The sequence below is a fragment of the Nonomuraea sp. NPDC052265 genome, assembly GCF_044547985.1.
GTDB lineage: Bacteria > Actinomycetota > Actinomycetes > Streptosporangiales > Streptosporangiaceae > Nonomuraea.
In genome coordinates this window covers 211696-236239 of sequence record NZ_JBIUBJ010000009.1, presented here as the reverse complement: position 1 = coordinate 236239, position 24544 = coordinate 211696, and the positions used below count along the sequence as shown (strand labels likewise).

The following is a 24544-nucleotide window of genomic DNA, read 5'->3' as shown; positions in this document are numbered from 1 at the left end:
CGGCGGGTCGTACCATGGCGCTCGGCTTCCGGTCGCCGCGAACCGCCCGCGGCCACGCCCATGATCTGGCCTCTTTTCTGGGTGAGCGCCGCGATCTGGATTTATGATGGAGCTCACCATTAAGATTCGTCAAGAAGGGTTCTCAGTGACGCTCTCCGTGACCGGCGGCGACCTCCAGCGGCTCCGGCGGCTCAACGCGCTCGCCGCGCTCTCGGCCCTGCGCGGGGGCGGGCCGGCGACGCTGACCCAGCTCGCCGAGCGCGCCGACCTGGCCAGAGCCACCATCAAGGCTGTGGTCAAGGACCTGATGGAGCTGGGCTGGGTGGTCCAGATGGACCCGAGCGGCGGGGAGAAGGGCAGGCCCGCGCGCCGCTACCGCTTCCACGCGGAGGCGGGCCGGGTGCTCGGGCTCGACATAGGAGCGCACAAGGTGCTCGCGGTCGTGGCCGACCTCGACGGCAACGTCCTGCACACCACGCGGGAGCCGGTCTCCCCCGAGCAGCCGCGCACCGAGCGACTGGCCGCCGTGGACCGGGCCATCGAGTCCTGCCTGACCGGCTCGGGCACCGCCGCCCCCGACGTCTGGCTCGCGGTCGCGGGCAGCACGGGCTACGTCGACCTGCAAGGACGCGTGGTGCTCTCGCGGGCCATCCAGGACTGGTCGGACGTGCCGCTGGCCGACCACCTCGGCGCCCGGCTCCGCTGCCCCGTCCTGGTGGAGAACGACAGCAGGCTCGCCGCGCTGGCCGAGTGCCGCAGGGGCATCGCCCGCGACGCGCGGAACCTGGTCTTCCTGCACGTCGGCCGCCGGGCCGGAGCCGCCGTCGTGCTCGACGGGGTCCCCCTGCGCGGCAGCGGCGGCGCGGCGGGGGAGATCGGCGTGCATCCGCTGTTCAACCTCGGTCACGTGGGCGAGCTCCTCCAGGCCGTCCCCTCGGTCGAGCCCGGCACGCCGCCCGAGGCGGTCGCCGGAGCGGTGTTCGAGGCCGCCCGGCAGGGGGACGTCGAGGCGCGCCGCGCCGTCCTGCGCTACGTCAAGGTGCTGGCGCTGGCCACCACCGCGATGGCCCTCACCGTCGATCCCGACCTGGTGGTGCTCGGCGGGGGGTTCTCCCGCTCGGCGGACGTGCTCATGGAGCCGCTGAGGGTCGAGCTCGAAACGATGTGCCTGCGCACGCCGGAGCTGCGGGCCTCCGTGCTCGGGGACGAATGCGTGGCGATCGGGGCCGTGTGTCACGGCGTCGATCACCTGTCCAAGGTCCTCTTCGGCCCGGAGACCGATCTGCCGGCCGCGGCCTCTCCTCCCCCCATAATGGTGTAGTCCATCGGAAGTCCCCGATGAGTGGGATGGGAGCGTCCCTATTTACATCGAAATTCGATATAAAGGGGCGTGGCATCTTCTCAGGCGGACCCTGACCCCGTTCTGGACCTCGACGAGCTGGTCGGCGCGATCGAGGAGTTCAACACGTACTTCATCCGGCTGCCCTCGGTCAGAAGGCTCAGCTTCTCGACCCTGTCCGTGCTGCACACGCTGGCGGGCAAGGGCCCGATGCGGCTCACCGACCTGACGGCGACGGAACAGCTCAGACAACCCGCGCTCACGGCCCTGGTGGCCAAGCTCGAACGGGACGGGCTGGTCACGCGCCGTCCCGACCCGCGCGACGGGCGTGCCGTCCTGCTGACCCTCACCGAGGAGGGCATGGGCATCGTCCGCTCCCGGCGCGCCGACCGGGTGGCGCGGGTCGCCCGGCTGGTGGAGCACCTGAGCGACGAGGAGCGCGCGGCGCTGGCCCGCTACGCGGGCCTCCTGGGCCGCCTGACCGAGATCGCCGCGCGTGTCGAAGACTAGGAGAACACTTCCCTTGACGAATCGCCCCTTCCCGTTGCGCCCCGAGCCGCTGCACGTACCCGACGACGTGCTCGACGACCTGCGCCGCAGGCTCACCATGACCAGATGGCCGGCGACCGCAGGGAACGAGGACGGCTTCTACGGCGTGCGCGGTGACCACCTGCGCGAGCTGGTCGGCTACTGGGCCGACGGCTTCGACTGGCGTGCGGCCGAGCGCGCGATCAACGCCTACGAGCACTACCGGGTGGACGTCGGCGGCGTGCCGGTGCGGCGCAGAAGCTCACCATGTTCAACGGCGACCGCGCCTGGGACCTGAGCGGCGGCATGCCCATCCCCGACGGCCTGCCCGCCGACGTGCACGCCCGGATCGTCGAGCTGGACCGGCGGTTCGCGGTGCATCTGGCGGCGCACGTGCTCGCGCCGTCCACGCTCGGCTTCGGGCTGGCCGACTCCCCCGCCGGCATGCTGGCCTGGATCCTGGAACGCTGGACGAAGTGGTCCGACAACCACGGGAACGTCGAGAACGTGTTCACCAAGGACGACCTGCTCACCCACGCGACGATCTTCTGGGCGGGCAACACGATCGACAGCTCGATCCGTACCTACGCCAACAACAACCGCTATCCCTGGACGCCGTCGCACGACCGCTGGCCGGTCGTCGAGGCGCCCACGGGCATCACGTTCGTCGGCTTCGAGAACCCGCCCGGCGTGACGACCGGTGAACAGCGGATACAGGGCTTCGTCGACGGCGACCGGGGCGCCTGGTACAACCACGTCAACATCACCGCCCACGACCGCGGCGGCCATTTCATCCCCTGGGAGATCCCCCGGGAATGGGTGGACGACCTGCGCCGCACGTTCCGCCCCTACCGCTGACCACCCCGCCGGCGCTCGCCCCAGGGCCGGGCCGCCCGGCGGGGGCCGATGGTCGGGGGCTGCCCCGGCACGTCCAGCGACGGTTCACCGTCGGGTACTGACGCGGCTCGCGGAGAACGTCCGGTGTCCGGGGCATCCCGGCTACCGTGCTCGGCATGGCCCACACCGAGATCGAGATCGATGCGGAGCTCGTGCGGGAACTGCTGCGCGACCAGCACCCCGACCTGGCCGACCGCCCTGTGCGGCTCGGGGCGCGAGGCTGGGACAACCAGTTGTGGCGGCTCGGGGACGACCTCGCCGTCCGGCTGCCCTGGGCGACGGGGTCCGCGGCCACGCTGCTGCTCAACGAGCACGCCTGGCTGCCCGTCCTCGCCCCGCGCCTACCGCTGCCGATCCCCGTCCCGAAGCGCCTCGGCGAGCCGTCCGCGCTGTTCCCGCATCCCTGGATCGTCACCACCTGGGTGCCGGGCGAGCCCGCCGACCGCGCCCCCGTCACGCGCGCCGCCGAGGCGGCCCACGCCCTGGCCGCCTTCCTGACGGCTCTGCACCGGCCGGCCCCCGGACAGGCGCCCACCGGCCGCTTCGGCCGCGGAGGGCCGCCGGCCGGGCACGTCGAGGGCCTGACCGCGCGGCTCGCCGAGGCCACCGAGCTGGGGCTGGTCCCCGACCCGGACGCCGTCCGGGCGGTCTGGGAGGACGCCGCCGCCGCGCCCGGCTGGGCGGGCCCTGCGGTCTGGCTCCACGGTGACCTGCACCCTGCCAACGTCCTCACCGAGGACGGCACCCTCTGCGGAGTGATCGACTTCGGGGACGTCTGCGCCGGCGACCCGGCCTGCGACCTCGCCGCCGCCTGGTCCCTGCTCCCGGACGGCGCCGCCGACCTCTTCCATGCCGCCTACCGGCCGGTCCCGGACGCCGCGACCCTGCGCCGGGCCCGCGGGTGGGCGGTATGGGCCGCCCTGGGCGGGCTCCTCATCGGAGAAGCCGGCGTCCGGGGCCGCCGGGGCGGCAAGGCCACGTGGGGCCCGCCCGCCCGGGCCGCGCTGCGACGCCTCACCGCGACGGCCCACGCCTGATCGACCGAGGGGCGCCTCGGGGGCCGCCGTTCCCGGCTCGTTCGTCAGGACGGGCGCGGGGCTGCCAGGGGCTCGCCGACCTGGACGACCGCGAACTCGACCTGGCTCTGCCCCTCCGCCCAGTTCGCGATCAGCGTGCAGCCCTCGTCGGCGAGCAGGTCGCCGCCCGAACGTTCGGTCCGCAGGTACATCAGCCCCTCCTCGCCGTCGGTGCAGAAGAAGCTCAGGTGGGTGAACAACTCGGGCGCGGTGAGTGCCAAGAAGAACTCCAGCGACAGGCCCGCTCGATGCGGCGGGCGGCCGGACCATCACAATGCACCGCAAACCCGCCTGTCGACCCGATTTCCCGCCGTCGCGCGCGGCCGGTCACCGCACCCCTGCGCGTGACGGCTCTGATGCCGGTCGGCGTCCGGACGCCGCGAGCTGGTGCAGGGTGAAGCCGCCCGAGGCCTGCTTGAACAGGTACTCGGCGCGTTCGTAGGACAGGCGGCGCCTGCCGGTCTCGGGGCACAGGTCGGCCGGGTCCGGCGTCCGGGCGGGGGCGGGCCTGCGGTCGGCCAGGAAGAGCGGGCCGCCGGTCCGGCCCGCGACCAGCTCCTCCAGCAGCGCCGCGGCGCCATCGCCCCACGTGATCGTGGCGGCGCGGCGGGCGGGCAGGTCGAGGTCCTCGACGTTGAGCGCGAGGACGGCGGCGGCCGAGGCGCCCGACTCGTGCACCAGCCGCCACAGCGCCCTCTCCCTCGGCGACGGGTGCCGCCAGAGCGCGGCCAGGGCCTGATCGGCGACGGCGGGGCGTTTCGTCCGGTCGTCGTGCTTCCGTGGCAGTCCGGCCGGCAGGTCGCCGAGGCCCGCCCAGGCGCTGAACGACCGTACGGCCGCGCGGTGCCGGTTCCAGGTCCTCGGCGCGGCCGTGCTCCAGGCGGCGGCGAACACCCTGGCCACCAGGGCGGGGGTGAGCTCGGCCAGCGGCGTGGCGGCCCCCAGGTCCAGGCGCAGCCGCCGCAACGTCTGCCCGTACGAGCGGATCGTCCCGGCGTCCAGGTCCTCCCGCGCCAGAAACCGGTCCGCCGCCTCCCCGAGCAGGACCACGCCATGGACGTGGGCGATGCCGCCGGTCCGCTCGGTCCCGTCGGTGCGGTCGAGGGGGGAGGTGCGGTGGCGGGTGGCGCGGGTGCGGAGGAAGGCGCGTTCGGCGGTGTTGCGGGTGAGGGCGGCGGCCCGCTCGAACGCCGCCGCGGCCTCGGCGTCACGCCCCGCCCGCGCCAGCAGATCGCCATGGACGGCCGACAGCGGCGGGTAGTCCCGCAGCGCCGGGTCAGACAGCAGCGAGTGCACGAGCGCCAGCCCCGCCTCGGGCCCGGCCGCCATGCCGACGGCGACCGCCTGGTTGAGCCGCACCACCGGCGAGGGCAGCAGCCGTACCAGTGCCCCGTAGAGGGCGGCGATCTGGTCCCAGTCGGTGTCGGCCGCGCCGGCCGCCTGCGCGTGACACACCGCGATCGCCGCCTGCAACACGTACGGCCCGAGCCCTCCGCCCGCCTCCCGCGCCCTCAGCATGGAGGCGAACCCGCGTGCGATCAGCTCCCGGTCCCAGCGTCCACGATCCTGCTCGTGCAGCTGCACCGGCTCCCCCGACGGCCCCGTACGGGCGGCCGCGCGCGACTGCTGGATCTCCATCAGCGCCACCAGCCCGTGCACCTCGGACTCCCCCGGGGCCAGCCCGGCCAGCAGCCGCCCGAGCCGCAACGCCTCCAGCGCCAGGGCGGGCCGCATCAGGTCCTCGCCCGCCGTGGCCGAGTAGCCCTCGTTGAAGATCAGGTAGATGACCTCCAGGACGGACGCCAGCCGTCCGGCCAGCTCGGGGCCCCGCGGCAGCTCGAACGGCACCCCCTCCTGGGCGAGCGTGCGCTTGGCGCGCGCGACGCGTCCGGCCACGACCGCCTCCCGCACCAGGAACGCGCGGGCGATCTCCGCGGTGGTCAGCCCGCCGAGCAGCCGCAACGTCAACGCGGTCCGCTCCTCGGCGGGGAGCACGGGATGGCTGGAGACGAACATCAGCCGCAGCACGTCGTCACCGACCTCGGCCTCCTCGGCCCCCTCCGGTCGCCCGCGGTGCTCGGGCCGCTCGGAGTACTCGGGATGCCCGGGGTTCTCGACGTGCTCGGGCTGGATCTCGCGGATGGCCCGGTCGTGCCGCCGGGTGCGGCGCAGGTGGTCCAGGGCGCGCCGCTTGGCGGTGGTCATCAGCCACGCGCCCGGCTTGTCCGGTACGCCGTCACGCGGCCAGGTCTCCAGCGCGGCGACCAGCGCGTCCTGGGCGAACTCCTCGGCCAGGCCCACGTCGCCGACCATCCTGGCCAGCCCGGCGACGATCCGCGCGGACTCGTCCCGCCAGGCCGCCGTGACGGCGTCCATCAGTAGATCTGGCGCATGTGGCACTCGCCGTCGCCGATGACGGCGAAGAAGCGCCGCGAGATCTCCAGCGCCTCCTCCCGCGAACCCACCTCGACCAGCGCGAACCCGCCCGCCATCTCCTTGGCCTCGGCGAAGGGCCCGTCGGTCACGGTCAGCTCGCCGCCCGCGGACCTCAGTACGGTGCCGCCCAGCTCCATGCCCCCGGTGGCGAGCAGCACGCCCGCCTGGGTGAGCTCCTGGATGAACCTGCCCATCTCGACGTGCAGAGTCTCGTCGTCGCGCCGCTCGCTCACGTTCGTCAGCAGAAATCTCATGTGCGTTCCCTGTCACATCGCCCGTTCGTCGCGTATGCAGTAGAACACGAAAGGACACGGGCCATGACCGCGACCACCACCGCCCCCGCACCCGCCGCCTCGACCCGCACCCTGCTGACCGCCGGCGCCGTCGCCGCTCCCCTGTGGACGGCGGTCAACCTGGCCCAGGTGCTCACCCGCGAGGGCTTCGACATCATCCGCCACCCGCTCAGCCAGTTGTCGACCGGCTCGCTCGGCTGGCTCCAGGTGGCCGACTTCCTGGTCGTCGGCGCGCTGGTGATCGCCGGCTCGTACGGCCTGCGCCGGGCCACCGCCGGCCGGTGGCTCCCCCGCCTCCTGCTGGTCAACGGCATCGGGATGATCTCCGCGGGGATCTTCCGGATGGACGCCGGCGACGGATTCCCCGTCGGCACCCCCGCGGGCCCGCCCACGACGATGAGCTGGCACGCCGTGCTGCACATGGCCTCGGGTTCGATCGCCTTCATCGCCCTGGCGGCGGCCTGTTTCGTCCTCGGCCGCCGGTTCTCCCGGGCCGGAGCCCGCGGCTCGGCCGTCGCGTCCTTCGTGGCGGGCGCGGCCGTGATCGCCGGGAACGGCTGGGCGATGAGCGGCGGCCATGGGGGTTCGCTGACCCTCGCCGTCGGGGTCACCGGCGCGATGTTGTGGGTGTCGGCCGTCGCCTACCGGCTACGCCGTCACCCCCTGGTCTGACCCACACCCCCCGGCCCGCCGAACTCCACGCACGTCCGCTCCCGCTCCTGGGAGCGGGCGTCGGGGGTTCGGCCGGGGGGCGGAGGTGGCTGGGGAGGGTCAGGTGGGGCGGTTGCCGGTCGGGATCACGATCTTGGTCTGTGCGCCCTTGGTCAGGTAGAACGTGGTCCACTTCTTGATCATCTCGTCGAGGAGCCAGGCCGCGGCGGGCACCAGCGGCAGCCCGATCAGCCCCTCCCTGAACTGCACGAGCAACGGCCAGGCGGTCTTGACGACCGGGTCCCACAGCGGCTCGCGCGGGATGCCGTTCCAGTCGGCCGCCTGGTTGCCGGTGAGGTACCTGGAGAACGCGTTGACGAGGGGCTTGTCGATGCTGCCCGGGCTGGTCAGCTCCGCGAGCATGTCCCGCAGGATGTCGTTGAGCTCCACGCCCTCGGCGGTCGGCCCCATGTTCCTGGGCAGGACGATGTCCGACTGGGCGTAGGAGGAGTCCCAGGTGGCGGGGATGAACTCGTCCCTGATGCCGAGCATGTGCGCCAGCAGCTGCAACGAGTGCAGGTACGCCGCGGACTCTGTGGAGGAGATGCGCACCTTCCACTCGCGCATCCCGCGCATGGAGTAGGTCGCCAGGGTGTGCCACGTGACGAGCATGTCCTCCTGGCTGATCGGGATCGGGCCCGGCCAGTGGGGGGACGACTTGAGCAGGTGCCGCACGGCCGCGTGCACCAGCCGGGTCTTGACCGCCTCGACCACGGCGGTCCCGCCGGGCCCCCAGGCGTTCTGGGGCCTGACCGCGTACGCCAGGACGTTCGTCTTGGCGACCCGGTCCTTCAGGTCCGCGCCGCCCGCGGAGTAGTAGACCGCGCGGGCCTCCTTGGGGATGGCGGTGGCCAGCATGCCGGCGCCGACGATGGTGAGGACGACGATGTAGTTCCCCTTGAGCGCGTGGAACCGTGACGCGGCGTCCAGCTTGCTCTGGTCGGCCCACGCCGGTAGCTGACGTGCCTGCTCGATGAAGGTCCGCAGGTCGGCCGGGAGCCCGGCGGGCAGGGGCTGATCGTTGCGGTTCCAGTCGTACAGCAGCCGGTTGACCTCGGGGATGACGCCGCGGTCGAACAGCGAGGCGAGGAGCGGATCGGCGACGTCGTCCCAGACCCATCGGGGGTCGGCGCCGGTGCCGGAGCCCGCGACCGAGCCACTGGCCGGCCACGTCCAGCCGTCCGCCAGGGTCTTCGCCTGGGCCGGAGAGGTGATGCCCAACGCGCCGAGGGCTCCCAGCGCGGTGCCCGAGATCAGGATCTCGCGCCTGCTCAGCTCTGCCATGCTCTGCACTCCTTCGAGATGGGGGGTCCCGCTCAGGGCAGTCTCGATCGGCTCGCCGGAGATCCACCGAGCAGGGAGCGCGTGTCGGCGCCGTCGCCGGAACCACGCCTGCCGAGTTCTCCCACGCCGCTTCCTCCTTCTCGTCCGATGCCGAGAAGTGGGTGATACTGAGAAACAAACCATGAGTCCGTGTATCATCATGAGAGCACGTTGTGATGGACATCACAAGACCCGCCTCTGAGGCGGAATCGATCCAGGAGGTGATCGTGGAATCCGTGCTGTCCGGCTTCATGGCGCCGTCGGGCTCGGAGTCGTTGCTGGAGCGCGCGTTCGTCGACGCCGTCGAACGCGTGGACGACCCCGACGAGTTACGGACGCGCATCCTCGACGCGGCCTACGGACAGTTCTGCCGGATGGGCATCAGACGCTCCACCATGGAGGACGTCGCGCGCCTGGCCAAGGTGTCACGGATCACGGTCTACCGGCGCTTCGACACCAAGGACACCCTGGTCGAGCATGTGGTGCGCCGGGAGTTCCGCCGCTACTTCGACCGGTTCCTCATCGACATAGAGCAGGCCCGCACCCCGGCCGACAGGGTGGTGCTCGGCTTCGTCAGCTCGTTGCGGGCCATCCGCGGCAACCCGCTGATCGGCGGGCTCATCGCCACGGAGCCCGACCTGCTGGTGCCGTCCATGATGACCGACGGGGGCCAGACCCTCGCCACCGTGCGGCGATTCGTCGCCGGTCAGCTCCGCCGGGAGCAGCGCGCGGGCAACGTGTCCGGCAGCCTTGACGCCGATCTCGTGGCCGAGATGATGGTCCGGATCTCCACCTCTTTCCTGGCGATCCCCAGCGCCGTCATCGACCTCGACGACGACGGGCAACTGGCCGCGGTGGCCAGGCGCTTCCTCGTGCCCATGCTCGAACCGCCCGCCTGATCCCCCTGCCGCGCGGGCCGCCGCGGCAGGGGCCCGAGGACGTCACTTCTCGCCGGGGAAGGCGGCGCGCAGCGCGGCACCCCGGGTGACGAAGGCGACGCCGGCCAGGGGCAACGCGGACAGGCCCTGGAGGACGGCGTACCAGGCCGGGCAGAGGCCGGGGATCAGGTCGACGCCGATGATCGCGATCGGCAGGACGGCGGACAGGGTGCGCACCCGGTCGAAAGCCTTGTACGACCCCTGCGAAGCGCGCACGGTCATGCGGTGGAGCAGCGGGGCGACCGCCAGCAGGATCGCTCCCCTGATCCACATGAACGCGGACGCCTCCTGCCCGGTGAACGCCATCACCGCGACCACCCCGAGGACGACGGCCCCAACGGCGCCGAAGAGCGTGACGCACTTCTTCACCGTGGCGAACGCCTCCTGGGCGCGGGCGTCGCCGAGGCCGGTCGTCGTGGCCGTGATGTCGCTGGTGCTCGTCATGATCTGTCCCCTTCGCGGTGTCATGGCAGAAATGCTAGGAAGACCGCGTTCGGCACGGTATGGGGGTGGCCGTACGGGTGGGTGGGGCTGGACCCACTCCGGTGGCCGCCGGCCGGCAGAGCGTCCCGCCCGACGTGACCGCGCTCCGGTCCGACCGCCGTCCGAATGTCACCGGAGTTCACACCGGCCATTCCTCATGCCTGTTTCATATGGCCGATCGGATGAACTCCCACACGAAAAGGCATTTCGTCTGGGACCATGACTCGCGCGTCAACACGTTCAGCGGTTCGCTGACCATCTGAATAGTGGAATGGAAATTCGCGATGTCTCCTGCTCCGGTTCCTCCCGACGCGTTCGCCTCCGTCTCCGTCTCCGTCTCCGTCTCCGTCTCCGGATCGACGTCCCGCCCGTCCCGCCGGGCCGTTCTGACCGGTGGCGGCGCCGCCCTCGCCGCCGCGCTCGTCCCGTCCTCACCGGCCAGGGCCGGCACGGCGCGGGACGCCGCCAGGACGGCCGTCACCTCCGGCACCGACTTCGCCGTCGCACCCTCGCCCGACGGCCGCCTGCTCGCCCTCGACCTGCTCGGCGTCCTGTGGGTCTGCTCCGCCTCCGGGGGCGCCGCCCGCAGGCTCACCAGCGACCTGTACGACATCGCCCAGCCCGACTGGTCCCCCGACGGCGGCACCATCGTGTTCCAGTCCTACCGCGACGGCGTCTTCGACCTGTGGACGATCCGCCCCGACGGGTCCGGGATCAGGAAGCTGACCACCGGCCCGTTCGATCACCGGGAGCCCCGCCACAGCCCGGACGGTCGGACCATCGCCTACTCCTCCGACGCGGGCGGCAGCTACGGGATCCACCTGCTCGACGTCGCCACCGGCGCGAGCCGCGTCCTGACCGACGGCTCCGCCGAGGAGTACGAACCGGCCTGGTCGCCCGACGGACGGAAGATCGCGTTCGTCGTCGCCGACACCAGGATCGACGTCATCGAGGTCGCCACCGGCACGCGCGGAACGGCGGTCACGGTGCCCGCCGGCCAGGTCGTCCACCAGCCGTCCTGGTTGCCGAACGGCACCGACCTGGCCTACCACCTCTTCCGCTCGGGCGCCAACGAGCTGGCCGGCACCGCGGGCACCCTCGTCAGCGGCGAGGAGATCTTCCCGTTCCGTGCCCGGTTCGCCCCTGACGGACGCTTTTACTACACCGCCGCGGGCGCCATCAGGGTCCGCCGGCTCAATTCCGCCTCCGTCGGCACGGTCGGTTTCACCGCCGCGCTGACGACGACGACCCCGAAGTACCAGAAGAAAGTCCGTGTATTCGACGAGCCGGGGCCGTTCCCCGTCGTCGGGATCGGCAGCCCGGCCGTTTCCCCGGACGGTTCCGCCATCGCCTTCCGCGCGCTCAACGACATCTATCTGATGCCTACCGGCGGCACCCCGGAACCGCTTTTCCGGGACCGCTGGTGGAAGGCCGACCCGGATTTCTCCCCGGACGGACGGCGACTGGCCTTCGTCACCGACCGCACCGGCACACTCAACGTCTGGATCCGCGACCTGGGCACCGGAGCCGACCGGCAGGTGACCCGGCTGACCGACTCCGCCGCCCTGTCGGTCCGGTGGTCGCCGGACGGGCGGGAGATCGCCTACCTGGACCAGGACGGCGCCCTGTGGGTCGTGGACGTCTCCACCGGCGACCTCCAGAAGATCTACGACGCCACCTTCGAGCCAGGCCGCCCGACCTGGTCACCCGACGGCCGGACCCTGGCGATGGCCGCGGTGGTGCCGTACTCGCGGCGCTACCGGGAGGGCCTGTCCAAGATCCTGCTCGTGGACCGGGCCACGGGCGCCGGCACGTACGTCGACCCCGCGCCGCACCGGTCCCTGCAGACCCGCGGGGACGACGGCCCCGTCTGGTCACCGGACGGCACCATGCTGGCCTTCGCCATGGAATCGCTCCTGTGGGTCCTGCCCGTCGACAGGTCCGGACGGCCCACCGGCGCCGCCCGTCAGGTCACCCGAGAGGTCTCCGACGCCCCCGTCTGGGCCGGCGGTTCGGACACCCTGCTCTACCTGAACGAGGGACGTCTCAAGAGCACGCGCCTCGACGGCGGGCCCGCCCGGCCGATCCCGATGCGGCTGACCTGGCGCAACGACCCCGGCCCCGACCAGGTCGTCATCCACGCGGGCCGCATGTGGGACGGCGTCTCCGACCGCGTCGCCCGCGACGTCGACATCGTCGTACGAGGCCAGCGCATCACCGCGATCGAGCCGCACCGGGAAGGAAGGCCCGGCGCCCGGATCGACGCCCGGGACAGGTTCGTCATGCCCGGCCTGATCGACATCCACCATCACCGCGAGATGCAGGGCTACGCCTACGGATCGCGGCAGGGCCCGCTGTGGCTCGCCCTGGGCGTCACCACGACGCGGTCGCCCGGCTCACCCGCGTACCACATGGTCGAGGAACGGGAGTCGGTGCAGTCCGGCGCCCGGCTCGCGCCGCGCTACCTGGGCACCGGCGAGGCCATCGACGGGGCGCGGATCTACTACAACTTCATGCGCCCGACGTACTCCCACGACCAGTTGCGGCTCGAACTGCGGCGGGCCGCCGCCCTCGACTACGACCTGCTGAAGTGCTACGTGCGGCTGCCGGTCGTCTGGCACCGCGAGGTCATCGACTGGGCCCACCGGCAGGGCAGACCGGTCAGCTCGCACTACCACTACCCGGCGATCGCCATGGGCGGCGACCAGACCGAGCACGTCGGCGCGACCAACCGGTTCGGCTACTCGCGCACCGTCACGAACGTCGGGTCCGCCTACTCCGACGTCGTCTCCATGTTCAACGCCTCGAAGATGGCCAGAACCCCCACCCTGTTCACCTCTTCCACCCTCTACAGGGAGGACACCTCGCTGGTCACCGACGAACGCGTGCGCCGGCTCTACCCGAACTGGCGGATGGCCCAGCTCCGGGCGACGGTCACCGCGGCGCAGACCGCCGACCCGGCGGCGGTCCAGGTGGTCCGGACGAACCTCGCCAACCAGGTCGCGCAGCTCACGGCGATGATCCGCGGCGGCGGCGTGGTCACCGCCGGCACCGACGCGCCGATCGACCATCTCGGGCTCAGCCTGCACATGAACCTGCGCGCCATGGTCAGGTACGGCCTGACCCCGCGCGAGACGCTCACCGCCGCGACCAGCACGTCCGGGGCCCAGCTCGGCCTCCCGCTGGGCAGGATCGCCAAGGGCATGTACGCCGACCTGGCCATCGTCGACGGCGACCCGCTGTCCCGCATCGAGGACGCGGCCAACGTCACCGCCGTCGTCGTCGGCGGCCGGCACCACACCGTCGAGCGGCTTCTCGCGCCCTACCCGTCGGCCACCGCCACCGACCAGGCGGCGCCCGTGGCCTCCGCACCCGCGAGCAGGGTCAGGGCCCGCGTCCCCGTCCATCCGAGCACGGCGGGCCACTGGTGGAACGACCCCGTCCACCTTCAGGGAGCCCGTACCGCCTGCTGCGACGGCCACTGAACGTCCGACGGTGGCCGGGCCGGTCCGGGCGAGGGAATGTCCATTAGGCCGATCACGGTCGGCCGTTCGGCCGATCAAGGTCAATGGCACGGGCCCCTAGCGTCGGTGACGACATCACCAGAAAAGGGGGCTTTCTGTGCATGCACGAAAGATCGTCACAGCCGTCGCCGCGAGCGCGGCCCTGATGGCGGGGATGGCGGTCACCGGCCAGGCGTCGGCAGAGGTCAGGAGCGACGCCCGGACCGACGACGCGGCGCGGTTCCACCGCCAGGCGCTCGACTGGCACCGCTGCCGGACCGGTCCCGACGACGAGATCGGCCAGGCCCTGGACGCGGCGGGGGCCCGGTGCGCCGAGGTCGCCGTGCCGCTGGACTACCGCAGGCCCCGAGGGCGGACCATCTCGGTGGCGATCTCTCGGATCAGGGCGACCGACCCCGCCGCGCGCCGGGGCGTCCTGCTGATCAATCCCGGCGGTCCGGGCGGGAGCGGGCTGCCACGTCCGTTGCTCGGCAGGCTCATGCCCGACGTCGCGGCCCGTTACGACCTCATCGGGATGGATCCGCGCTTCGTCGGCCGCAGCACGCCGATCCGCTGCCGGTGGACGACCGACACCCCCACCCGGTCGGCCGGCCCGGCCCGCCGCACCTTCGACGAGAGCGCCATCCTCATGAAGGAGCTGGCGGACGGGTGCGTCAAGGGAAACCGCGACCTGCTGCCGTACGCCTCCACCCGCAACCCCGCTCGCGACATGGACGTCGTCCGCGCCGCCCTCGGCGAGCCCAGGCTGTCCTACCTGGGCTATTCCTACGGCACCTACCTGGGCGCGGTCTACACGCAGCTGTTCGGTGGCCGGGCCGACCGGTTCGTGCTGGACAGCGCGGTCGACCCGGACGTCTACGGCCCCGACCTGCTGTCCGCGAACGGCCCGGCGATCGACGCCGCGCTGGGGAACTGGGCCTCGTGGGCCGCCGCCCGCGACGCCGAGTACGGCCTGGGCGGCACCCAGGCCGAGGTCCTGGCCACCGTGGAGCGGGTCGACCGGGCCGCGACCCGCCGCCCGCTGCGTGTGGGCGCGTACCGGATCGACGCCCACCACGTCCCCTACCTGCTGTTCATCCGCCTCTACGACGACAGCGCCAAGGCGTACGCGGGCTTCGCGGCGGAGGTGCGGACGCTGGCCGGCGCCGCCCGCGGCGAGGCGGTGACCGTCCCGGCGTCGCTGAAGGAGACCCTCGACGGCCTGTTCACCGGGTCGGGGGCGGCCGAGGACCGGGCCGGGACCCCGATCCTCTGCGCCGACCGGGCCGCCTCCCGCGACCTGGAGACCTACTTCCGCGACATCCAGGCCCACCGCGCGGACGAGCCGCTGTTCGGGCCGATGACCCGCAACCTCGGCCCCTGCTCCTTCTGGCCGACCACTCCGGTGGAGCCGCCCACCAGGCTCGGCAACGACGTCCCGCTGCTGGTCGTCGGCGCCGACGGCGACCCCGTCACGCCCTTCCCCGGCCAGCGGGCGATGCACCGGGCGCTGACCGGCTCCCGCATGGTCACCCTGCGCGGCGCGTTCCGCCACGGCGCCTACCTCGCCGCGGGCGACACCTGCGTGAACACCACCGTCAACCGGTACCTGGTGGACGGCGTCCTGCCCGACGGCGACACCACCTGCGACAAGACCACCGAGCGGTGAGCCGGGCCGCGGGTCGGCAAGGCGGGCGGACGGCGAGCCGGGCCGCGGGTCAGCCGGATCTGGCGCGGTCGCAGCGGGCCAGTTCGGCGCGGAGGTCGCGGCGGAGAGCGCGGTCCAGGCCGGGCTGGGCGAGCGCGTCGGCGAAGTCGCGGGCCGCCTCCTCCCAGCGGCCGAGCCGGGCCAGCGCGGTGCCCCGGTTGTAGCGCGGCTCGGGCGCGGGCGACAGGGCCACCGCCCGGTCCAGGTCGGCCACGGCGGCGGTCACCTCACCGCGGTCGAAGCGCACGGCGGCGCGATTGGTCCACGCCTCGACCAGCGTCTCGTCACCTTCAAGAGCCTGCGTGAACAGGTCCTCGGCCGGTTCGCCGCGCTCGGAGCGGATCAGGCCGAGCGTGCACAGCAGCGCCGGGTCCTTGGGCGCCAGTGCCAGCCCGGCCAGCGCGTCCCGTTCGGCGACGTCGAGCGCGCCGCGCTCCAGGTGGACGTTGACCAGCGCGATCCGGGCGTCGAGGTGACCCGGGTCGATGGCGAGCACGTGCTCCAGGTCCTCGCGGGCCCGCTCGTCGCGGCCGCGTTCCAGGTGCAGCACGGCGCGGTTGTAGTACGCCTCGGGCAGGTGCGGTCCCAAGCGGATGGCGGTGCCGTAGTCCTTGATCGCGGACTGGACGCGTCCGGCCGCCCGGTGCAGGGCGGCCCGGTCCACGTAGTACTCGCTGTTGTCCGGGTCGTGGGCGATCACGCTGTCGAGGTCGGCCAGGGCCCGCTCCGGGTCTCCGAGAGCCAGGTGCACCTGGGCGCGGTTGTGGCGCAGGCGGGCCAGGTGCTGCGGGTGCTCGCCCGGCGCCAGCACCGCCGTCAGCCTGGCCAGCCCGTCGTCGACCAGCCGCAGCGCCTCGGCGGGCGCGCCGGCCTTGGCGTCCAGCAACGCCAGGCCCTGCTCGTAGAAGACGGTGGAGATCACCTGGTGGCGCGGGTCGTCCACGTGTTCGGCCAGCCGGAGTGCCTGTTCCAGCCAGTGCCGCGCCCGCGCGGGGTCCTGGCCGGCGGTCGGGAGGTGGCGGGCGTACAACATGGCGGTGGCGTACGCGGCGGACATGTTGATCTTGGGGTCGGCGGTGGCCGCGCGGGCCTCGTCGTAGAGCTCTAGCGCCTCTTCGGCGCGCTCCAGCGCCGCCAGGGCGGTGGCCAGGCCGGTGGTGCAGGCCCACCACTGCCGCAGGTCGCCGTCGGGGGTGACGACGGCGCGTCCGTGGGCGGCGACGCGGGCCGCGTGGTGATAGAAGCCGCGGGCCAGGCTGTCGCCGAGCGCGGCGCGGACGGCGTCCGGGGCCGTGGGCAGCGGCGGGGGCTCGGCACTGCCGTCGTCGCGCAGGTCCAGGCGCAGCGGGGTGGAGGCGATCCGCGGGAGCAGGGTGTCCAGCAGTTCGGTGGTGGTCTCGTCGGCGTGCGCGACGTGCTCGAAGGTGACGGTGACCGGGCGGCGAAGGGTGCCGGCCCAGGAGGCGGCGAACTCGGCCGCGCCGTACGCCAGGCAGGCGGTGCGGCGGGCCGGGTGGAACCTGATCGGCTCCTCCTCGGCGGCCGGCCGGGCCGTACGGTCGAGCCAGGGGGCGATCGCGTACAGCTCGACCCGATGGCGGGCGGCCAGGCGGGGACGGTCGGCGGCGATCCCGGCGAGGAAGCCGGAGACCCCGGCGTAGGGCCCGTGCCCGCGATGGCAGTCGAAGCGGTTCACGGCAGCACCGGAGACCGCAGGGGCGGGCACCCGAGAGCGCCCGCCGTCTCGGCACCTACCAGCACCACTCGATCCAGAGCCGGCGGGCACCGGACATCAGGCGCTGCGTGCTCTTGCGGCGGATGGTCATCTTCTTCATGGGCGCCTCCCAGGGGGGGTGATCCACTTCAGGTTGCCCAGAGCATAAACCGGCTTGTCCGAAATGAGTAGAGCATCCGTAACTAAAGATGATCTGACGTCAAAGACCGCGGGAACGCGCGGCGGCGATCTTGTCGGTGGGCCGATCTATCGTCCCGGCCATGACTTCAGCGACGCAGGCGTACACGTACGCCGCGCCCTCCTCTCTCATCGACGGTCGTCTCGGTCTGGCGACCTCCGGCGGCCGGGCCCTGTCCGGCCCGGCCGTGGCCCCCCGGTTCTTCAGCGGCGTGGTGACCCAGGCCGCCCCCGCCGCGGCGGCCCTGCTCGGCGTCGCCGACGTGGCGCTGGCCCGCTACCACCAGCCGCAGTCGCGGCCCGGCTGGGTGCGCGACCCGGTGGTGACGTGCAACGGCGACCGGTTGCGGTTCGAGTCGTTCTCGGCCTGCGGCGGCGTGTACGCCCGGCTCGACCTGCTCAACGGCGCGCTCGACGGCGAGGTGTTCGACCGGGGCACCACCAACGTCGACGTGAACGCGCCGCTGCGGGAGGCGCTGGCACGCATCGGCGCGCGCGACCCGCTGCACCTGGGAGTGGGCCTCGACGAGCTGGTCGTGACCACGCTGGACGGCGCGGTGGTGGAGAAGAAGGTGCCGCTGCCCGAGCGCTGGCTGCGCGGGTTCGCCGAGGTGCAGGTCATCGCCTCGGGCATGGACCAGCGCGGCGAGCTGGCCGGCATGGCGGCGGTGCGGTTCCTGCGCGGGCTGCCCAGGAAGGGCACGGTGTGGGTGGCGCAGGCCGGGCGGGAGCTGAAGGTGTCCGACCGTCAGGTTCCCGGCTCGGTCCAGCTCGCCGGCCCCAACCGGCTCGGCACCCTCCTGCCGCTGCTCCGCTTCGCTAAGTCCCTGCGGGTGTACGGCCCGTCCGACGCCGCCTCCAGCGCCTGGGAGCTGGAGCTGCCGGGCATGCGCTACACGCTCACCCTCTCCCCCGAGCGCTGGCGCGGCTTCTCCGGCGAGGGCGCGGTGCTCGACGACCTGGCCACCGACGAGGCCGAGAACGACGCCGACGTGGTGGGCATGCTGCTCAACTTCGAGCCCGAGATCGAGATCGGCCTGCTGGCCGACCGCGCCGGCATCCCCGCCGACCGGGCACGCGCCGCGCTGACGCAGCTCGGCGTCGCCGGCCGGGTCGGCTACGACCTGTCGGAGGCCGCCCACTTCCACCGCGAGCTGCCCTACGACAAGGACAACGTGATCCTGCTCAACCCGCGGCTGGCCAAGGCGCGCAGGCTCGTCGAGGCGGGCGCGGTACGCCTCGACGGCGAGTCGGCCACCGTCCGCACCTCGGGCGGCACGCGCCAGGTCTCGCTGGCCGACGGCTCCTGCACCTGCGAGTGGTGGTGGGACCATCGCGGCTCCCGCGGGCCGTGCAAACACGTGCTGGCCGCCCGGATCGTCGCCCGCGCCGCCGTGGAGGTCTCCCGATGACCCTGTGGACGGAGATCTGCGACCTGATCAGCCGCAACCAGGTCATCCGCCTGGCCGACCGGCTGGTCACGCTCACCGAGCAGGAGCGCGCCGAACTCGGCGGGCGGCTGCCCGGCCTGGTCAAGGAGCTGCGCCGGGCCCGCGCCGAGCAGGTACGCGCCGAGCACCCCGACGACTTCGAGGAGATGTCCTCCTGGGAGGTCGGCGACCTGCTCGACAGCCTGGCCGGGGCGCTGCTGCTGACCGGTGTCGGCGTCATCACCGGCCCGGCCGCCGCCGTGGCGTGGATGACCGGCCGCGACGTCAACCGCCGCTGGGCCCGTGAACCCCACGTCGCCCAGGTGTGCCGGGTGGCGGCCACCCGGCCCCTGGAGTGGCGTCGCGATGTCGCGATCCGGCTGGCCCGGCGGATACGCCGTCCCGCCGACCGCATCGCGCCGCTGGCCGTGGCGCTGCTGCGCGAGTCCGGGGCCGTGCCGCCCGACCACGATCCGCTGGTGGCCGCCTGGCTGTCCGTGCCGAGCGTGCCCGGCGACCCGCTGACGTCCGTGCTGCTGCCGCGCGTCTTCGACGCCGACGGCGCGGGCCGCGCACTCCGTGACGAGCGGCTGGAGCCCCGGCCCAGCCGCTGGCTGGCCGCCGCCGCCCGCGAACTGCCCAGGGAGCGGGCGCTCGACGGTTGCGTGAGCCGATTCCTGCGCGGCGGCGAGGCACAGGACCTGCGTTTCTTCGTCCGGCTGCACACGCTGCTCGACCCCACGCCCGCGGAGTCCGCTCCCCGCCTGCGCGACTACCTGCGGTTGTTGCCGTCGGCCCCGGGCACGGTCGCCGAGCTGGCCGCCGCGCAGGTGCGCGGGGCGCTGCCGCTCGACCACGCCGACCTGGTCGAGGCGGTCGACGCGCTCACCTTCCGGGCCGAGGCCAAGCTCGCCACCATGGGCCTGCGCTGGCTCGACCAGGCGGTCCGGGCCACGCCGGAGACGGCCGCCGACTTCGTGACCGCGCTGACCACGGCTTATGGGCACGCGTCCTTCGAGGTGCGCAAGCGTGCGGTCGAGGTGACCCTGAGACACGCCGTCCTGTTCGCCGACCACGCCGAGGCGATCCTCGACGGCGTCCGCGACCTGCCCGCGGACCTGGGCGCGAAGCTGGCCGGGCGGTTCGGCGGCGAGATCCCGGTCGAGGAGCTGCTGGCGCGGAAGGAGTTCCCGCCGCTGCCCGAGCCCGCCGGGGCACGGCGCTTCCCCGAGCCGTCGCTCCTCCCCGGCCACCACGAGCCCTGGATCGAGCAGGAGCGCTGGCTGGCGGCCTTCGTCACCGGCGCCGCCGGCGACCGGGCGACGCTGCGCCGCCAGCTCGAACTGCACTTCGGGCAGGACCACGGTTACTGGCGGACCAGCGAGGGGCGCCTCGAACCCGGCGGCTGGCAGTCGGCGCTGGCCGCCGAGCTCGTTACCCCCGGCAGCGTGCCGGAGGTGCCGCCGATCCGGCCGGAGACGTTCTGGGACGACGCGAACCACTCCGTGCGGATGCGCGTCCTCACCCGTGGTGTGGAGCCCGGCGCGGAGCCGCCGTCGTCCCGGCGGATCATGATGAGCGGCTTCCACGGGCCCGGCCGCTACCTCGACGACGACGCCCCGCTGCGCGCCTTCTTCCTCACCTGGACCAGCGACGACGGCCCCGAGCATGCGGTGGCCCGCGAGGGCGACCGGCAGATCCCCTTCGCCGAAGGCCGGATCCACCTGAACGACCCCGACCCTCTCCACCCGGTGCGGACGAGGCCCGGCATCCGGTACGACGACTCCGCCGAGGCCATGCCCGGCCACCTCCTTGAGCGCGCCTACGAGCACCTGGCCGAGCTCGGCGTGAACCCCGTCCGGATCGCCGCGATGCGGGCGGGGGAACCGGTGCCCCCGCCGCACCCGGACGAGCCTCTGGTGCAGGTGACCGTCGTCTTCGTCCCGCCGCGGCTGCGTTCGTTCATGCCCAGGGAGCTGCCCGAGCACGACGAGTGGCGGCGGCGCAACCGGCTGCCCCAGCCCCATCGCGTCTCCCCGCCCCACGACTTCCTGCTGCACCGCTACGCCGAACTCGCCGAGGCCCTCAGGACCGGCGCGCTGCCGCCTGTGCTGCTGGCCACGCCGACCTGGATGAGCGGCCACCTCGACCCCGACGTGCTGATCGACCGGCTGGAGACGTGCGCCGCCGCCGGTGTGGAGCCACTGCCGGCCGACCTGGCGCAGGCGCTGCTGCGGCTGCCCAGGGGCGATCACCCCGAGGCGGCCGAGCGGGCCGCCAAGGTCGAGTCGGAGGCGGCCGGGCCGGCCGCCCGCTGGCTCGCCGGCGACGGCCTGGCCGATCCCGAATGCGGCCACGTGTGGCGTCACATGGTGGGCGCGTCCATGGTGGACTTCGGTGACGGCGAGCCGGAACACTTCACCGAGGTCAGGTTGAAGCCCGTACTGCGAGCGGCCCCGACCGGCCATCGGCTGATCGACGAGGTGCTGCTGCGCGAGCCGTCCGGGTCGACCGGCGAGTCCGGCCACACGCTCGGCGCGTGGCCCGCCATGCTGCCCTCGCACCGCGAGGTCGTGGCCGTCAACTTCCTGCCCTACCTGCTGCGCGGCCAGTGGGGTACGTGGCGCGCTCCGGCGGAGCTCACCGGCCTGGAGATCGCCCAGGGCCCGATGGGCGAGTCCACGGCGGTGATCCTCGCCTTCCTCCTGGTCGACGGCGTGCCCGGCGTGACCCAGCAGATCCTTGACCTGGCCGCCAAGGGCGAGCTGCCCGCCGAGGCGATCGGCCGCCAGCTCGCGCTGGTGCTGCGCCGCACCTGGCAGGAGACCCGCCCCGCCCTCGCGGCCCTGACCGCGCTGGCCGAGGCCGGCGGCCAGCACGAGGTGTGGCGCGTCCTGCTGACTCTGCTGCCCGGGATGCTGCCCGGGATGTCGTCCGGCGAGGGGCGGCGCGTCACCGTGACCCACACCGCGCTCGTCGCCTTCGCCGCCGACGTCGCCCACTGGACCGGCGCGCGCGGGGAGATCCCGGTCGTCGCCGAGTACGCCCGCAGCCGCCGGACGACCCGCTTCGCGCACGAGTGCCGGCGCCTGCACGCCCAGCTCACCGGAGCCACCTCATGACCTTCGACGACGTCCGTGCCGGGATCAGGGATCTGGTGCTCGCCCACGACACCGAGGGGCTGGCGTCCCGGTTGCCGACGCTCACCGACGCCGAGCGGGCCGCCGTCGCCGCCGAGCTGCCGGGCCTGCTCGCCGAGGTCCGCCCACGGCTGGGCACCATCGGCTGGGACGGCTTCGCCTGGGGCCCCGACGGCCAGGTCCCCGGCCTCTCCGAGGCGCTGATGATGGTGGGCGCGGCGACCATCCCCGGCCCGGCCGGTGCCGCCACCTGGCTGATGAAGCGTGACCTCAATCCCCGCGGGCTGCGCGCGCCGGGCCCGCACCGGCTGGTGAAAGCGCTCTCCGGTCGCCCGGTGGCCTGGCGGGCCGACCTGGCGGGCCGGCTGGCGCGCCGCGTCCGCCGCCCCGACGACCGGGTCGTGCCGCTGGCGCTGGAGCTGCTGCGCGCCGGCGCGGCCACCCCGCCCGACCACGAACCGCTGGTGGCGGCCTGGTTGTCGGCGGCGGCCGTGGCCGAGGACCCGCTGACCCCGCACCTGCTTCCGAGGATCTTCGAGGCGGCCGGCGCGGGCCGGGCGCTGGCCGGCGAGACGCTCACCCCGAAGCCGTCCCACTGGCTGGCCCTGACCGCCCGCTCGCTGCCGCGCGAGCAGGTCATCGCCGGCTGCGTGCGCCGGTTCCTGCTCGGCGGCGACGCGCGTGACCTGCGGTTCTTCGTCCGGCTGCACACGCTCGTGGCGCCCGTACCGGAGGAGTCGGCCGGGCGGCTGCGCGACTACCTGCGTCTGCTGGCCGCCGCGCCGGGCCCGGTGGCCGAGCTGGCCTGGCAGCAGGTACGCCGGGCGCCCCTCGACCCGGCGGACGCCGCCGAGGCCATCGAGGCGATGACCTTCCGCCAGGAGGCCAAGCTCGCCGTGAAGGGCCTGACCTGGCTCGACCGCGACCTCGGCCGCCACCCGGAACGCGTGGCCGACCACGTCACCGCGCTGACCAACGCGTACGCGCACGCCTCCCACGAGGTGCGCGACCGCGCGGTGGCCCTCACCCTCAAGCACGCCGCCCACCTCACCGACCCCGCCCCGATCCTGGAGGGGGCCGAACTGCTGCCCCCGGCCTCGGCCCGGCGGCTCCACGAGCGCTTCGTCAAGGGCTGGACCGGCGACTTCACCCCGGGACGGCTGCCCGAGGCCACCGTGCCCGGCCCGTTCCCCACGTCCGGCCCGGAGAGCGGCCCGGAGAGCGGCCCGGAGAGCGGCCCGCCGGAGGAGACGGGCTGGATCGGCGTCGAGGCGTGGCTGGCGGCGGTCGTCCGGGAGGCGCGGGCGAACCAGGACTCCCTGCGGGAGACGCTGGCCCTGCGGTTCGGCGAGGACCTGCGGCCGGTCCTCTACGACGCGCCGGTGTGGGAGTCCCCTCGTGACTGGTGCACCGCGCTGGCCAGGGAACTCGTCAATCCCGGCGAGGATCCGGGTCCGCCCGGGTCGCGTCCGCCCCGGGGGCGTCCGCGGGCCTACCCGGACCCGGCCGGTGATCTCGGGCACGCCCTGTACGACGGCATGGTGACCCTGGCGGCCACGGCCTTCCGGCTGTTCCCCGGCCTGCGCACGATGGTCCCGCTCCACGAGCTGCCCGCGGAGGTGCAGGAGGAGCTCCTGCGGACGGACGACGTCGAGCCCGACCTCTACGACCCCGGCGCGCGACCCGCGCCCGCCGACTGGAGCCGCCTGCCCCATCCGCGGAAGTGCGCCCGCCCCGACGCCTTCCTGCTGTCCCGCCTCGACGAGCTCCTGCGCGCGGCCAAGGCCGCAGCCCTGCCCCCGGTCCTGCTGGCCACCCCCACCCGCGCCGACGGCCACCTCGACCCCGAGACCCTGCTCGACCGCCTGGCCGCCTGCGCGGACTCCGGCCGCGAACCGCTCCCGCTGGACCTGGAACAGGCCCTGTTGCGCCTCCCGCCCGCCCCCGCCCCCGGCCTGGCCGAACGCGCGAAGGGCATCGCCTCGGCGGCCGGCGCGGTGGTGGCCCGCTGGTTCGAGCGCGGCGCGCTCCCGTCCCCGGCGGTGGAGCTGACCTGGGGGGCCGCCCTCGGCTCCCGCGCGCCGTACGACGACCACGGGCTCGACCGGCGCGGCATCGCCGAGGTGAGCTGGCGACCCGTGGAGCCCACCGGACTCGCGCACCTCGACACGCTGCTGACCGCGCCGTCCGAGACGCCTGCCTTCCGGCGCGCGTCACGGCAGTTCTGGCCCGGCATGACGCCCCACCACCGGGAGCTCGTGGCGGCCCATCTGGCGATCGGCCTGATCGGCCGCTTCGACCCGCCCGACATCGCGATCGGCGACCTGCGCGGCCTGGCGCTGGCCGAAGGCGCGTCCGGCCCGGCCACGGCCCTGGTCCTGGCCTACTTCCTCACCGTGGAGGGCGACGACGCGGTTCCCCCGCTGCTTCAGCTCGCGGCCAAGGGCGCGCTCCCCGCCGCCGAGACGGGCCGCCTGCTGGGCCTGCTCGGCCGCCGTACCCGCCACGAGGCCGACCGCGCGTTGCCCTCCCTGGAGTTGGCCGCCGAGCAGGGCGCGCACGCCGAGGTGTGGACGATCATGCGCCACTTCCTGGCCGTCCACCTCCCGCGCGAGGGCGAACGGGCCCGGCGCGCGCACACCGACGCCGTCGTGCTGGCCACCGATCTGGCCACGTGGGTCGGCGCGCGCGGCGAGATCCCGGAGGTGGCCGCCCATGCGGGGAAACGCGGCTCGACGTCGCTCACCCGCGCCTGCCGAAGCCTCCACCAGGCACTGACCCGGCCGGGCTGATCGGCCGAGGAACGCCGAAGCGGCGCCGGGTCACG

18 protein-coding genes are annotated in these 24544 nt (G+C 73.7%); 12 read left to right on the top strand and 6 right to left on the bottom strand.

Annotation, left to right across the window (positions count from 1 at the left end; all coding sequences use genetic code 11):
• Positions 1-145: 145 nt before the first annotated feature.
• The 5 genes from ACIHAD_RS26635 (at position 146) to ACIHAD_RS26615 (ending at position 3801) form a co-directional block, all read left to right on the top strand.
• Positions 146-1321 carry an ROK family protein gene (locus ACIHAD_RS26635; RefSeq protein ID WP_397357352.1) on the top strand — a complete coding sequence of 392 codons (1176 nt, stop codon included), beginning with the start codon at positions 146-148 and terminating at the stop codon, positions 1319-1321.
• A 69-nt stretch (positions 1322-1390) separates the two neighbouring features.
• Positions 1391-1849, top strand: coding sequence for a MarR family winged helix-turn-helix transcriptional regulator (locus ACIHAD_RS26630; protein ID WP_397357351.1), 459 nt, complete (start codon positions 1391-1393; stop codon positions 1847-1849).
• A 13-nt stretch (positions 1850-1862) separates the two neighbouring features.
• The gene (locus tag ACIHAD_RS26625; protein WP_397357350.1) at positions 1863-2165 is read left to right on the top strand and encodes an epoxide hydrolase N-terminal domain-containing protein; all 303 of its coding nucleotides are present in this window, start codon (positions 1863-1865) and stop codon (positions 2163-2165) included.
• Positions 2135-2725: a hypothetical protein gene (locus ACIHAD_RS26620; RefSeq protein ID WP_397357349.1), complete on the top strand. Its 591-nt coding sequence runs from the start codon at positions 2135-2137 to the stop codon at positions 2723-2725. Before ACIHAD_RS26625 ends, ACIHAD_RS26620 begins: the two co-directional genes overlap by 31 nt.
• A gap of 155 nt (positions 2726-2880) precedes the next feature.
• The gene (locus tag ACIHAD_RS26615; RefSeq protein WP_397357348.1) at positions 2881-3801 is read left to right on the top strand and encodes an aminoglycoside phosphotransferase family protein; all 921 of its coding nucleotides are present in this window, start codon (positions 2881-2883) and stop codon (positions 3799-3801) included.
• A gap of 44 nt (positions 3802-3845) precedes the next feature.
• Here the strand turns inward: ACIHAD_RS26615 and ACIHAD_RS26610 are convergent, their stop codons facing one another.
• The 3 genes from ACIHAD_RS26610 to ACIHAD_RS26600 form a co-directional block, all read right to left on the bottom strand.
• Entirely contained in the window at positions 3846-4061 is a 216-nt protein-coding gene (locus ACIHAD_RS26610) for a hypothetical protein (RefSeq protein WP_397357347.1), read from the bottom strand.
• Positions 4062-4167: 106 nt separating this feature from the next.
• On the bottom strand, positions 4168-6216 hold the full coding sequence (locus tag ACIHAD_RS26605; RefSeq protein WP_397357346.1) for a sigma-70 family RNA polymerase sigma factor: 2049 nt from the start codon (positions 6214-6216) through the stop codon (positions 4168-4170).
• Positions 6216-6530 carry a YciI family protein gene (locus ACIHAD_RS26600; protein ID WP_397357345.1) on the bottom strand — a complete coding sequence of 105 codons (315 nt, stop codon included), beginning with the start codon at positions 6528-6530 and terminating at the stop codon, positions 6216-6218. The genes ACIHAD_RS26605 and ACIHAD_RS26600 overlap by 1 nt, the downstream gene beginning before the upstream one ends.
• Before the next feature lie 63 nt (positions 6531-6593).
• Here ACIHAD_RS26600 and ACIHAD_RS26595 point away from each other — a divergent pair, with 63 nt between their 5' ends.
• A complete protein-coding gene (locus tag ACIHAD_RS26595; protein ID WP_397357344.1) occupies positions 6594-7241 on the top strand; it encodes a DUF998 domain-containing protein in 648 nt (215 codons plus the stop codon).
• 99 nt (positions 7242-7340) lie between these two features.
• Here the strand turns inward: ACIHAD_RS26595 and ACIHAD_RS26590 are convergent, their stop codons facing one another.
• Positions 7341-8564, bottom strand: coding sequence for an oxygenase MpaB family protein (locus tag ACIHAD_RS26590; protein ID WP_397357343.1), 1224 nt, complete (start codon positions 8562-8564; stop codon positions 7341-7343).
• A gap of 266 nt (positions 8565-8830) precedes the next feature.
• Here ACIHAD_RS26590 and ACIHAD_RS26585 point away from each other — a divergent pair, with 266 nt between their 5' ends.
• Entirely contained in the window at positions 8831-9502 is a 672-nt protein-coding gene (locus tag ACIHAD_RS26585) for a TetR/AcrR family transcriptional regulator (protein WP_397357342.1), read from the top strand.
• A gap of 42 nt (positions 9503-9544) precedes the next feature.
• Here ACIHAD_RS26585 and ACIHAD_RS26580 read toward each other — a convergent pair whose 3' ends face one another.
• Complete coding sequence (locus ACIHAD_RS26580; RefSeq protein WP_397357341.1) at positions 9545-9985, bottom strand: hypothetical protein; 441 nt, start codon at positions 9983-9985, stop codon at positions 9545-9547.
• Between the two features lie 323 nt (positions 9986-10308).
• On the opposite strand from ACIHAD_RS26580, the gene ACIHAD_RS26575 reads away from it, so the two are divergent.
• Together ACIHAD_RS26575 and ACIHAD_RS26570 are read left to right on the top strand one after the other, a co-directional pair.
• Entirely contained in the window at positions 10309-13509 is a 3201-nt protein-coding gene (locus tag ACIHAD_RS26575) for an amidohydrolase family protein (protein WP_397357340.1), read from the top strand.
• A 136-nt stretch (positions 13510-13645) separates the two neighbouring features.
• Positions 13646-15196, top strand: coding sequence for an alpha/beta hydrolase (locus ACIHAD_RS26570; RefSeq protein WP_397357339.1), 1551 nt, complete (start codon positions 13646-13648; stop codon positions 15194-15196).
• A gap of 49 nt (positions 15197-15245) precedes the next feature.
• Here the strand turns inward: ACIHAD_RS26570 and ACIHAD_RS26565 are convergent, their stop codons facing one another.
• Positions 15246-16931 carry a tetratricopeptide repeat protein gene (locus ACIHAD_RS26565; RefSeq protein ID WP_397357338.1) on the bottom strand — a complete coding sequence of 562 codons (1686 nt, stop codon included), beginning with the start codon at positions 16929-16931 and terminating at the stop codon, positions 15246-15248.
• A 299-nt stretch (positions 16932-17230) separates the two neighbouring features.
• On the opposite strand from ACIHAD_RS26565, the gene ACIHAD_RS26560 reads away from it, so the two are divergent.
• Genes ACIHAD_RS26560 through ACIHAD_RS26550 form a run of 3 tightly spaced genes read left to right on the top strand, consistent with a single transcriptional unit; the run spans position 17231 to position 24509 of the window.
• Positions 17231-18559 carry an SWIM zinc finger family protein gene (locus ACIHAD_RS26560; RefSeq protein WP_397357337.1) on the top strand — a complete coding sequence of 443 codons (1329 nt, stop codon included), beginning with the start codon at positions 17231-17233 and terminating at the stop codon, positions 18557-18559.
• A complete protein-coding gene (locus tag ACIHAD_RS26555) occupies positions 18556-21699 on the top strand; it encodes a DUF6493 family protein (protein WP_397357336.1) in 3144 nt (1047 codons plus the stop codon). The genes ACIHAD_RS26560 and ACIHAD_RS26555 overlap by 4 nt, the downstream gene beginning before the upstream one ends.
• Positions 21696-24509: a hypothetical protein gene (locus ACIHAD_RS26550; RefSeq protein ID WP_397357335.1), complete on the top strand. Its 2814-nt coding sequence runs from the start codon at positions 21696-21698 to the stop codon at positions 24507-24509. The genes ACIHAD_RS26555 and ACIHAD_RS26550 overlap by 4 nt, the downstream gene beginning before the upstream one ends.
• The last annotated feature ends 35 nt before the right edge of the window (positions 24510-24544 follow it).